Raw genomic sequence first — 12150 nt, forward strand, 5'->3', positions numbered from 1 at the left:
GATCTTCGCTCTCGCTTCAATCCGATTTCCGTTCTGAATATTTCTCTTAGAAATTTTCAGGGTCGTTGTCTATTGTTCAGTTATCAAGGTTCTTGATGTTTTTCGCTGTCTCTTGCGAGTCAGCTTAAACATAATACCATTTGTTTTTCTTAGTGTCAATAGCTTTTTTTTAAATTTTTTCTCTTTTTTTCCGACACCCAAGTGGTAGTATATTTATAATAGAAGAAACACAATATATCCATCTGTGTTTTCTTCCAAATAGAGCAAACAAAAAACTACTGAGCTTCTCAGCAGTTTTTTGTCTGTGTTATGACGTCGTCTATGGATATCACTAACGCCACTTTCTAAAGTATATCATATTATGACATATTTGCGCTAATTTTCATTGTGGGTGATACGGACAGCAAGGTTTGCACCTTTTATATAATTGTGATCATCTTACTTAATCACTACCTTCTGCGCGGCGGCTACCTCGCCAGTAGTTCGCTGTACGATGCAGGGTCATATGGCTACTATTGGTCATCTACTTCTAGCTCGTCTGGCGGCGCTTACCGCTTGTACTTCTACTCGAGCTACGTCAACGCCAGCTTTAACAGTAGCCGCTACAGCGGTCAATCTGTCCGTTGCGTGGCTGCTGGGTAGTTGTTGGTAGCCAGGCGATAGTGATAAATAGACAAACTGTCATGCTGACGCGCCTACGGATGTGTCCTTTCTTTTTTATGAAGTTGGAGAAAATACCCAACAGACCCAGGCTCAAAATCTTCCATTCTGTCTTATATCTAGTAGGGAGAAAAATGTCCCCAACCTAATATTCGAGCATTAAAATAAAATATTTTCAAGTTTATTCCATCCAACTCGCCTGCAAAATGCCAGATTTCCCACCTCTGTTATTTTTTGCATTTAAGCGTCCGGTCGCCCCAAATATAGCCCCAAAAAGCCCTTGCCATATCTGTAAAATGTGCTTTAATCAGGGCAGGTTAACTAAAGAAAAGGAATGTGTACATATGGCACAAAATAGCAATATCAGCATAAGCAGCGTAGCTGCCAGGTTTATAAATGCACCCATTGGCAGGAAGAAAAGAGCGGTAAGCAGCAGGAAGCCCGAGACCTACCGCCTGACGCATCGGGACGAGAACAAAGCCCAGAAGCGTCCGCAAACTGCGCCGACCGTAAGTTTTTTGGGAAACGGCTCTCTCCCTGTTTCCAGGGAGTCCACCCCCTGACCAGCGTGCCAGAGCGGCTTTAAGAGGCGGTCAGAACACAACCACCTGATCTTCGAGCTAAGGAACGGCTCCTCGTTGGACGTATTCTGGAAGCATCCGTCCCGCAGGCTGAGCTGGACGGATGAGATGCGCGAGGCAGCACGACAAAAAGCATTAAAGCGATACAGGAAGGAGGAAAAACTATAAATATGCCAGAAATAGAGATCATAGCGGCAACCAAAACACTGCAGCAACAGCCGCTATCCGTGGTAGCCCGCAAAAAGCGGGTCGCCGCCTACGCCCGGGTCTCTACGGAACAGGACGAGCAGCAATCCAGTTATGAGGCGCAGGTGGATTTCTACACCCGCCACATCAAAAGCAATCCTGACTGGGAGTTTGTAGAAGTGTTTGCAGATCGCGGTATTACCGGCACCAATACCAAGAACCGGGAGAACTTCAACCGGATGATCGATCTGGCTTTGAATGGCGGCATCGACATTATCCTGACCAAGTCCATCTCCCGTTTCGCCCGGAATACCGTGGATACACTTCAAACCGTCCGGGAGCTCAAGGCGGTCGGTGTCGAGGTGAGGTTCGAGAAAGAGAACTTACATACCTTTGATCCCAAGTGTGAGATGATGCTCACGATCATGAGCTCTCTGGCACAGGAAGAAAGCCGTTCCATCAGTGAGAACGTCCGCTGGGGCAAACAGAAAAGTATGCGGGACGGGAAAGTGTCCCTGGCCTACTCGCGTTTCCTCGGCTATAAAAAAGGCGCGGATGGCAGGCCGGAGATTGTGGAAGAAGAAGCTGCCATTATCCGCAAAATCTATGACTTATTTCTATCCGGCAAGACTATCAATGAGATTGCCGCCATCATGACGAGTATGGGCGTCCTGACGCCAGCAGGCAGAGCCAAATGAAGCGTCAGCACTGTCCGCAGTATTCTCAGCAACGAGAAATACAAAGGTGAGGCACTTCTCCAGAAAACCTTTACCGTAGACTATCTGACTAAAGAAGTCCGGAAAAACAACGGCGAGGTGCCATCCGTCCGTGTGCGCAACTCCCATGAACCGATTATAGAAGCAGAGGTTTTTGACCGGGTGCAGGAGATATTAGCAGAGTCCACCAAGCGCCGGGCGAAAGTGCGCACCAGACATCCTTTTGCCGGGAAGCTCATCTGTGGCGACTGCGGCTCCTTTTATAGTCACAAAGTCTGGCGGCTGCGCAGCACAGGCGAACACTATAATGTCTGGTACTGTAACCACAAGTACGATGGCGATAAGGCCTGCGAGTCTCCCAGACTCCGGGATGAGGAAGTCAAAGCGACCTTTGAGAAAATGCTGCAAAAATGTGGCGATCCCAATCCCGTCTATACCGATGGGAGGTGGAATAAGCTGGTGGAGTCCGTTAAGGTCTGCCGGGGCGGCCCCACTGTTCCATGGTTTTTTCTTGGAGTTTTTTCAAAAAAACACTTGCTTGTGACGCAACGTAATAAGATATACTATAAGCAGGAGGTGTGATATGGATAAACATAAGGCTATACCACAGGGCTATATGACAGTTGGCGAAGTAGCAAAGAAAATGGATGTCACTGTACGGACATTACAACATTACGATAGAGAAGGCTTGCTTTCTCCCTCGGCTATAAGCGAAGGAGGGCGTAGGTTATATACGGATAAAGACATCGTTAAACTTCATCAGATTTTGTCCCTCAAACATTTAGGTTTTTCCCTGAACGATATTAAGAATCGGGTTATTCCTCTAGACACGCCGGCTGAAATTGCTGCTGCTCTAGCGGAACAGGCCGCAACCATTAAAGAAAAAATAGATAGCCTGTCCGAATCGTTGAGAGAACTGGAAGCGTTGCGTGAGGAAGTCCTTCAAATGCAGTCCGTTGACTTCAAAAAATACGCTGACATTATTGTTAATTTGCAGATGAAAAATGATTTCTACTGGCTTATCAAGCATTTCGATGACCAGACCCTTGACCATATCCGCAGCCATTTTGACAAAGACAGCGGAAAGGCATTTATGGACACTTTTTTGCAGCTTCAAGACGACGCGATAAGGCTTCAAAATGCAGGTGTTCCCGGAGACAGTGATGAGGGACAGAATTTTGCAAAAGCCTATTGGAATATGATAAATGATTTCACTGGTGGAGATATGAGTATGCTCCCTAAACTCATTGAATTAGGGCAATTTCAAAATGCCAAGCAGGACTGGAAAGAAAAGCAAACTATTGCCAACAGCTATGTTGAGCAAGCATTGGGCTTCTATTTTTCTAAATTAGGAGTTGACCCGTTTCAGGAGGGAACGAAATGAATGAGGCTATAAAAGTCAGTGGTTTAAAGAAAAGCTACGGAGCCCATGTTGTGTTGAACGGTTTGGATTTTTGTGTACGGCAAGGGGAGATTTTCGCGCTGCTCGGTGTAAATGGCGTAGGAAAAACCACCTCTCTCGAATGTATCGAAGGTCTAAGAAAATATGATAGTGGAAACATTACAATCCACGGTAGAATAGGCATCCAATTACAGTCAGCTTCTTTGCCGGAACATATTAAACCATTGGAAGCGGCTAAATTGTTTGCTAAATGGAACAAAAATCCCCTTGATAAAGCAATGCTTGAGGCTCTCGGCATTTATAACCTTGCGAAGAAACAGTATTATCAATTATCGACAGGTCAGAAGCGGCGACTTCATTTAGCACTCGCTCTAACGCGAAATCCAGACATTCTTTTTCTGGATGAGCCAACAGCTGGTCTTGATGTGGAAGGACGGCTTTCTTTACACAAACAAATTCGACAATTAAAGGCAATGGGGAAAACAATCATATTAACAAGCCATGACATGGCTGAAGTAGAGAATTTATGTGACCGGATTGCTATTTTGTCCGAGGGGAAGATTGTTTTTATTGGAACCGTTGGACAATTGGGGGAAACCGTAGGAAGGCATTATAACATCATAATTCAAACAGAAAACAGCACCAAAAAATACGAATCTGATAATATCGGAGAAACATTGCTGTCGTTGCTTACACAGTATAAAGAAAATGGAGAATCTATTGTAGATATACAGATAAACCGCGGTACTCTGGAACAACATTTTATGAAGATTACAAAAGGAGAATAATAGATGGGTGCTTTTTTATACGGGATTTACCTGCAATGGAAGTTAGATATACGGAGCAAAACATTACTTATAACCTGCTATATTGTTCCTCTCCTGTTTTTTGCGATTATGGGTGGGATATTTACATCTGTTATGCCGGAAGCAAGATACACACTCATTCAGTCTATGACCGTTTTCGGAGTAACAATGGGTGCGTTAATTGGCTTGCCGCCCTCTCTTGTTGAAATTTACAGCAGCGATATTAAAAAAGTTTATAAGGCAAATGGTGTGCCACTATATCTTGGTCTTGTTTTGACGAATATTTCCGCATATATACACCTGTTTATTATGAGTATAATTCTATACATTGCCGCACCGATTGCTTTTAATGCTGAGATACCAGAAAATCCGGCGTTGTACTTTGCCAGTCTTGCTATTTTTATTGCTGTATCCCTTAGTATTGCCAGCATAATTGGCTTAGTAGTAAAAGACCAGGCAAAAACTTCAATGGTTTCTATCATCATTTTTCTGCCTTCTATCATGCTTTCTGGAATTATGTTTCCGATTGAATTGCTGCCAAAGGCATTTGAGGCAATAGGGAAGATTTTTCCAGCCACATGGGGGTACAAAGTAATGACAGACAGCGTATTTCAGCTTGAAAATTTGTTGCCGCTGGTAGTAATTCTTATTTTGGCTATTTGTGTATGTGGCATATTGCTACGCAAAGTTGATAAATAGCAAAGTCAGCCGAGTTAATCAATGGTAAAATGAACGCCGCTTTGTGCTGACGCCCCACGCTATTGCCAGACAGCAGAAATTTTCATAACCGAAGATGAAGTCCATAAAGCGCCATATCCATCTTGCTCAGAAACGGATATGGTGCTTTTCTATTGTGCAAAAAACACCCGTGTCACTTCTAAGAAAAAGCGGTGCGGGGGAGAACCTTCTGTGTCAAAAGTGGTGTTGTAGACCAATTATTAGAATTGGCCTTTTTCCTCTCATTTTCCCCATTGGTGCAATCTGATCTCCAAGCAAAGCCTGAAATAATCTAAAAGAGTGCAAAAAAATGGGACACCCCGTTATTTACAGGGGTGTCCTATAATTCCTCGCCGCTATGCGATATCCATAGACGACGTCATAATTTGGCTAATAACCCTTATTTTGATACAATGCACCCCCTTTGACTTTAGGGGGCGCATTGTATTATGGGCTGCATTTGACAAATTATTGTAGACCAGCCGGTAACTCAAGTGGCCACCGTATGACATGCCAGTTGTATTGATACTTATTTGTCATCAGTTATAGGCGGTTGATATTCTAAAATGTCACCTGGTTGACAATCTAATGCTTCACAAATTGCCTCTAATGTTGAAAAACGAATGGCACTCACTTTGCCTGTTTTAATTTTTGATAAATTAACATTGGCTATTCCAACTTTCTCAGACAATGTGTTGAGAGATATTTTTCTATCAGCCATAACCCTATCCAATCTTAAAATAATTGGCATAATCTCCCTCCTGTTTGAATTTACAATGTTTCATCCGATAATTGTTGCAATGTTTCCCCATATTTAAAGATGTGACCGACCAAACGAAGAATAAAGAACCAAATAATAAAGCTCCCGTCACTCACAATTGATATAGAACAAGACTCTACCCTGTCTGCGTTGAATAGAGACGGAATATCAAATACATTGTAGAATATCAAATTCGTGGCAATCTGAAGAACAAAGCTTATAATGCCCATAATTAGAATCGCATACGCCAGCTTTTTCAAAGCAACACTTATAGTTGTGCTAAAAGGCTTCCCCTGAGACATTGGTTCAAATACATTCAGAAGTACCCTAATGATGTAACAGGACAATGTTCCAAATAGTGCAACATTTGCAAATGTCATAAAATGCAACGATGTAAGCTGTTGCGAAGAATACTCCTGATTTAAAAGCAGTGAATAGTTCCCAAGTGTGATAGAAAAACCACCATCCAATGCTGTACCGCCTTTCATAAATAATGCAACAAGGATAGCTGCCAAAATAACCACACTTACTACGGCAACCACCCAAAAAAGAACTTTGAGAATTGCTCGAATAGTTTTGGATGTCTTGATGATTTTATCCATAAATATTACCTCCTCTGTTGGTATAGCTTTAGTATACACTTCCAAGATATGTTTGTCACCTATTTTTTAATGTTTGTCGTTAATAAATATATACTAATCATTCTAACAGGACAGGGCATACTTGCGAAAAATCAACAGGGCTAAGATACTCGAAAAAGTATCTTAGCCCTGTTATTTAGTGTTATATAAAATCTATTTCGTGATTTACAATCTCTCTTGCACAAGCCTGTATGTTATTCATCAATCCTATCCATTCCATATCTTTTAACGATTACTTTAATCGTAATCGCTAACTAAAGTAAAAAATCCCTACCTTGGAAGCTGTCATGGCAGGGATTTATCTTTGGTCGAATGTATAAAAAAGATGAAAAAGTCCGTAAAATAGGCAAAAATTAAGCACCGCAACCTTGATACGCTTTGTATCAAAATTGCGGTGCTTTTGGCAAATGACCCTAATTGTGATACAAATGAACCCCCTTTGGGCGTCAGGGGGTTCACTTTGCGCCAAGGGGGTTCACCGATTCCTGAGGCCGGTGTTCTCCGAGCCGCGCACTTCCTCGTGATAAAAGTAATCCACGATGACCGGATGCCCCGGCTCTGCCCGGCCGTAGGGGAGTTCGTTGTCCACAAAGGGACAATCATATTCTCTCGCAAGGCGCTCTGCCCGCTCCTCCAACTCCCGGAAATAGCCCCTGTCTCCTCTGGTATAGATGGCGTTGTACAGCGGCATGAGGTCAGGGTATTTCTCCTGAATATAGGCCAGGATGTCTTTTTTGAAGCCGCCCCGCAAATTCAGATTTTCCAGCCACACCAGGTCGCACTGGCCTTTCACCCGGTGGGAGATGGCCTCGAAATCCGTGATACCGGGAAAAACCGGAGCGATAAAGCACACGGTGCGGATGCCTGCATCATAGACCTGCTTCATGGCGTCCAACCGCCGCTGGATGCTGACGGCATTGTCCATGTCATTTTTGAAACCCTCATCCAGCGTGTTAATCGACCAGGAAACAGTGACTTTTCCCATCTCTTTCAGCAAGTCGATGTCCCGCACCACCAAGTCGGATTTGGTACAGATCAGAATCTCCGCGCCGCTGCCTTTCAGCTGCTCCAACAGCCTGCGGGTATTGCCGAACTGCTCCTCCTGAGGCAGGTATCCGTCTGTCACCGAGCCGATGACTACACGCTGCCCGGCATACTTCCGGGGATTTTTAATGGCAGGCCAGTGTTTCACATCCAGAAAGGTGCCCCATGGTTCGGTATGCCCGGTAAATCGCTTCATAAACGAGGCGTAGCAGTACTTACAGCCGTGGGTGCAGCCTACATAGGGGTTCACCGAATAGCCGCCCACTGGAAGGGTGGATTTGGTCATGATGTTTTTCGTTTCCACATCCCGGATCAGGACACCGCTTTCCACTATTTCCGCCATGCTTTCTGTTCCTCCAATACCCGGCAGAAGGCCGGGGGCAGCTCTTGTGTCATGCTTTCCTCGCCAATGATAGGAAGCAGATCTTCCTTCATGAACACAGGAGTACCAAGTGCGTGAGCCTGATGAGTCAAATTCCACACCCACTCCGGTTTGGAGACGGCCTTGCCCTTCCTGCGTCCAGTCTCAGTACCAATGACGATCCATTCGATGCCAGTGAGGTCTACTGTACCGATGTTGTCAAACATGGGTTCAAAGGTCACATGGTAATGCCCGCCGCAGATGTGCTCCCGTAAAGTCTGGATGCGGCCTTTCTCCCTGCTGGAAGTCACAGTCACGCCGAACCAGGCATTGTCTAATGGGGTGGAAAAGACGATGTCCTCCGGCCGCTTGGTCAAGAACAGATACTGGTGCTGTGGATTTTCAGCCATTTTGGAAAATACCTGATCTCGCCACTCTGTCTGCCAGTGAGCAAAATCGCTCATGCCGGTGAGCAGGAAATTTTGAGGACGCTTCTTCTCCATCAGCCGCAGCTTACCTGGGAAGAACTCCGGCTTTTCAAAGTCATCGATCATGTGGAACCGGCGGACATTGTTTCTGGCGTAGCAGTAGCTGCAGCCAATGGGACAGCCGATCACCAGATTCATATTCTGAATACAGTCCTTGATGCAGATGGCCACCGCTGACGCCTCCTTCCTGCTTTAAGATTCAACCTTCTGCCGCAGATGCGACCTTTCCAAAGCCGTTCCAAGCATACAGACCTTTCTTGTCCTCATCGCCCAGGAACTTTTCCACCTGGCAGATGTGCAGGATGTGGTCGCCCACCTCCACGGACTGCTGCAGGGTCGCCGCCATAGCCAGCCGGGTGTCCGCTGGAATCTGAATGTCGCTGCCGTCCACCGACTTCATTTCGATGTGATTTTCGGACACCTTGTTTAACTTGGCGCCGGTGGAGGTGCCGCAGGCCATCACTGCGCCAGCCAGACTTTCACCGGGGACCGTGACGATGACTTTTCCAGTCTCCCGCACACGCTTGCCGGTGTGGGACTGCTTTCCGGCGGCGAATCCCACCATCGGCGGGTTGAAAGAGAGATAGGAGACAAAGCAGATGGGGGCCAGGTTGGTGGTGCCATCTTCATTCAAAGAACAGATCAAAGTCAGCGGATTGGGGGAAGAATAGACAGTGGCCGCCATAATGTTCAGTTCTCTCATCGTGTTTCATCCTTTCAGAGTGATTTGGAGATTGACATATCCAGCTTCTGCTGGTACAATTATTATACTTGATTGTCATAATAAATCAAGTACGCAAATTGTTTGTACCTGGTATCAAAAACAATACCTGTCTAAAGTGGGGAATCAACAATGACTTACGAGGAATTCAAAGAAAAGGTAAGCGACGTCATTCTTACGGAGAGTGGCAATTGCCCTGTTATGCCGGTGGTGCAGATGCTGCAGGGTAAGTGGAAGCTCCAGATCCTCTATGAGCTGTGCATCAAGTCTCCCATGCGGTTTGGCGAACTCAAAAAGCTGCTCAAGCCCATCACCAATACGGCGCTAACCAATGCGCTCAAAGAATTGGAAAAGGATGAACTGGTGCAGCGCATTCAATATAATGAGATGCCGCTGCGGGTGGAGTATTCCCTCACAGAGAAAGGGCAGGACTTATTGCCAGTGTTTTATGCTATTTCACAGTGGGGGATGAAATACATTCCATAATAGTAAAGGGGACGGAAACCTTCCGCCCCCTTTTTTAATGGCTATGTTAGACATGTGTGTTGCTAACGAAAAGGTACATATAATTTTCTGTTATATGCACCCTCTCATATAAGTATTCAGTTCACCAAATTGGATTTGGTCAAATTTGAATTATTGCTTCCACAAACTGGTTTGCCTTTTCTGTATGAATACCGTGACCGCAATCAAATCGCTGGATTTTCATATTTTCAATCAAGGAATTGACTCTCTGCAAATCTTCATCAGACAATGCACCTTGCAACAAACCATTTTCACCAATCGTTGTGTTTGCTTTCATAAACAGAGTTTTGCATTTGATTTTAGAAAGAAGGTCATTGTAATCAACAGTATCATTGAACGAATCGTTATAAAAGGCTTCTCCAAAATGGGGGTCGTAATATTGCAGGCCATTAAAGCCTTCTAAAAACTTTTTAGGCCAAAACAGAACTTTCAGATTTTTATCGGGATGTTTGGTTCGGTATTTCAATGCAAAACCACTCAGTTTTTCTCTGACAGTTTCTCTGGATTCATCAGGAAAGAAATTCCAGCAATACTGATTCTTGAAATAGTAATAGACGAAATCCTTTTCCTCATCCTGTAAAAGGAAATTATGGCAGACAGAGGATAAATCCTTGTAATTGTATGTATTGTATCTTCTTTCGCCCCAGCTTGAGAAGAACGGAGGGTCTTCCAATATTAGTTTGATGCATCTGGGAGATTGTGCTGCAATGTATGCTGCAATCAGTCCACCCGATGAATGACCCAACACGGCAACAGAATCACAAATCACATTTTCAATAAAGTCTATGATGTCGTTTCCGATACTGACCAGATTATATTTTTCTGGATTGTGGGAACTCTTTCCGTGTCCGTAATAATCTACCAGATACACATGATAGTGCTTTGCGAGCTTTGTAACAACATTATCGAAGCTACAAGAGTTTGTCCCTTGGGCATGAAGCAGTAATAATTTGTTTTTTGCGGTTCCAACCTCATAGTAGTTCAAAATACTGCTATCATCAATTTTATACTGTGCATTATGAATCTTCATGTTGTATACTCACCTCTTCGAATTCAAGTTTGTCTAACTGTTTCTATCTATATAGACGGAAAAATCAGCAAAAGTTCCATATTTCAGCCTAAAATGCCTTTGTTGCACGAACATCTGCTTGTGTATATGTAATTGTACTCGAAAAACTGTCTAAAATCAATCTTCTGCCCTTTTCGGTACGGTCAACCCTACGGTTTTTCTCACACCAGTTAAACCAATACATATAGTGGCCCAAATACTTGGTGGCAACTCCGTTGAATGGTCTAATCCAAGTCTTTATCTTGCTGTGCATTGAATTGATATTGTCCTCTCTCAAGAACAACACACAGGTCTAACATAGCCTTTTTAATAAAATTGATTCTTATTCAAGCATCTCATGCCCCGTCTGGAATTTGAATGTCAGCTGTCCGTCCCGGTGGACGGTTACAGTGTCGATGACCGTGAGCCAAAGCCGGTCATCAAACTCCGTGAGGGACTCTCCGTACTCCGCCAGTTCGAACATAAAGCCGCCAATGTCCTCGGCCTTGGCTTCCCGCTGGGCTTTTGCCGCCTGGAGCTTCTCCAGCCTGACCTTGGCGGTTTCGTACCGCTCTGCCAGACCGTTGTACCGTTCCAGGTAAGTGGCCTGGTCCTGTGCCGTAGTGGAATTCTCCTCAATGCACCGCTTGGTCAGCTCGGCCACCACCTCCATTTCGGAAAGGAGCGCCGCTATCTCGCTGTCCAGGGAGCCGGTGTCGGTGAGCGCCGCCTGCATGGTGCGGCACTCATCCAGCAGCCGCTCTTTGTCCGACACCAGCGCATTGAAGGCATCCAGGAACCGGGCCTTAATCTCCTCCTCAGTCAGGTGCGGTGTGGGATGGTAGATGATATCTTTTTTGTAAAAGCAGTCGTAATCAAAACGGTTCAGCAGCTTGGTGACGGTATTGGGCGGAGTGGCATTGTCACCGATTGCCGCCAGCAATTCCGTTGCCGAGCCCGACCAATATTTCCGGCTTTCGATAAACGGGATTATCTTCCGAAGAAAAGGGTGTTTATCGGTCAGTATCAGCTCGCTTTTACTCGGTATCTCTCCGAGTATTTCCGCCACAAGTCTTTCGCCCTTTGTCATCTCTTTCAAAGCTGTCACTTCCTTCCTCGTTTGCAGTGGTAAATGTGCACCGCTTTACCCGAATGTTGTTTTTCTATGCCTGCCCCGGAGTCTCACCGCAGCGTTGTTTTGCTCATTCCCCACGGAGGGAAGTCATCGCAAAATCATATCCCATTCGGACGGTCATTCAGTTGTAACCGGCTTTTGGGCAACAAAAAAAGCCGGCACATCAATGCGCACCGACTTGGCAAAAGGGTAGACTACCCCCCCCTTTGTGAAGGTTGGTTTCACATCAATGTAACCGGCTTTGAAATTCAAAGTCGAAACTGTCTTTTACGCTTGACCTCCGCCGACAGTTCGGGGCGGATTCGGAAGCGGCGGTATTTTCTCTTAGCATACCGCAGGCGTTATCCGGCTTTCAGCCG

12 protein-coding genes and 1 pseudogene are annotated in these 12150 nt (G+C 45.2%); 6 read left to right on the plus strand and 7 right to left on the minus strand.

The features are described 5' to 3' along the window. Positions 1 to 1411: 1411 nt before the first annotated feature. The 5 genes and pseudogenes from H6A20_RS13600 to H6A20_RS10725 form a co-directional block, all read left to right on the plus strand. Positions 1412 to 2314 (plus strand): annotated as a pseudogene (locus H6A20_RS13600) (recombinase family protein); the annotation flags it as partial. Positions 2315 to 2347: 33 nt separating this feature from the next. Beyond that, positions 2348 to 2725: a recombinase zinc ribbon domain-containing protein gene (locus tag H6A20_RS13910; protein ID WP_338106688.1), complete on the plus strand. Its 378-nt coding sequence runs from the start codon at positions 2348 to 2350 to the stop codon at positions 2723 to 2725. 1 nt (position 2726) lies between these two features. Further along, positions 2727 to 3527: a MerR family transcriptional regulator gene (locus H6A20_RS10715; protein WP_204907124.1), complete on the plus strand. Its 801-nt coding sequence runs from the start codon at positions 2727 to 2729 to the stop codon at positions 3525 to 3527. Next, on the plus strand, positions 3524 to 4333 hold the full coding sequence (locus H6A20_RS10720) for an ABC transporter ATP-binding protein (RefSeq protein ID WP_204907125.1): 810 nt from the start codon (positions 3524 to 3526) through the stop codon (positions 4331 to 4333). The genes H6A20_RS10715 and H6A20_RS10720 overlap by 4 nt, the downstream gene beginning before the upstream one ends. Before the next feature lie 3 nt (positions 4334 to 4336). Continuing rightward, the gene (locus tag H6A20_RS10725) at positions 4337 to 5050 is read left to right on the plus strand and encodes an ABC transporter permease (protein WP_204907126.1); all 714 of its coding nucleotides are present in this window, start codon (positions 4337 to 4339) and stop codon (positions 5048 to 5050) included. A gap of 547 nt (positions 5051 to 5597) precedes the next feature. On the opposite strand, the gene H6A20_RS10730 is transcribed toward H6A20_RS10725, so the two are convergent. From H6A20_RS10730 to H6A20_RS10750, 5 genes are all read right to left on the minus strand, one after another. Then, entirely contained in the window at positions 5598 to 5819 is a 222-nt protein-coding gene (locus H6A20_RS10730) for a helix-turn-helix domain-containing protein (protein ID WP_204907127.1), read from the minus strand. A 20-nt stretch (positions 5820 to 5839) separates the two neighbouring features. After that, positions 5840 to 6430 (minus strand): hypothetical protein, encoded by a 591-nt coding sequence (locus tag H6A20_RS10735; protein ID WP_204907128.1) that lies wholly within the window; start codon positions 6428 to 6430, stop codon positions 5840 to 5842. 514 nt (positions 6431 to 6944) lie between these two features. Further along, positions 6945 to 7856 carry a radical SAM mobile pair protein B gene (locus tag H6A20_RS10740; RefSeq protein ID WP_204907129.1) on the minus strand — a complete coding sequence of 304 codons (912 nt, stop codon included), beginning with the start codon at positions 7854 to 7856 and terminating at the stop codon, positions 6945 to 6947. After that, positions 7844 to 8533: a radical SAM mobile pair protein A gene (locus H6A20_RS10745; RefSeq protein WP_204907130.1), complete on the minus strand. Its 690-nt coding sequence runs from the start codon at positions 8531 to 8533 to the stop codon at positions 7844 to 7846. The genes H6A20_RS10740 and H6A20_RS10745 overlap by 13 nt, the downstream gene beginning before the upstream one ends. A 28-nt stretch (positions 8534 to 8561) precedes the next feature. Continuing rightward, positions 8562 to 9065: a flavin reductase family protein gene (locus H6A20_RS10750; RefSeq protein ID WP_204907131.1), complete on the minus strand. Its 504-nt coding sequence runs from the start codon at positions 9063 to 9065 to the stop codon at positions 8562 to 8564. Between the two features lie 150 nt (positions 9066 to 9215). Between H6A20_RS10750 and H6A20_RS10755 the strand changes: the two genes are divergently transcribed. Next, positions 9216 to 9569, plus strand: a complete 354-nt coding sequence (locus H6A20_RS10755) for a winged helix-turn-helix transcriptional regulator (protein ID WP_022190734.1) — start codon at positions 9216 to 9218, stop codon at positions 9567 to 9569. Positions 9570 to 9708: 139 nt separating this feature from the next. On the opposite strand, the gene H6A20_RS10760 is transcribed toward H6A20_RS10755, so the two are convergent. Together H6A20_RS10760 and H6A20_RS10765 are read right to left on the minus strand one after the other, a co-directional pair. Next, a complete protein-coding gene (locus tag H6A20_RS10760; RefSeq protein WP_204907132.1) occupies positions 9709 to 10638 on the minus strand; it encodes an alpha/beta hydrolase in 930 nt (309 codons plus the stop codon). Positions 10639 to 10999: 361 nt separating this feature from the next. Continuing rightward, a complete protein-coding gene (locus H6A20_RS10765; protein ID WP_204907133.1) occupies positions 11000 to 11599 on the minus strand; it encodes a hypothetical protein in 600 nt (199 codons plus the stop codon). Positions 11600 to 12150: the final 551 nt, after the last annotated feature.

This window comes from Mordavella massiliensis (assembly GCF_016901695.1).
Classification (GTDB): Bacteria; Bacillota; Clostridia; order Lachnospirales; family Lachnospiraceae; genus Claveliimonas; species Claveliimonas massiliensis_A.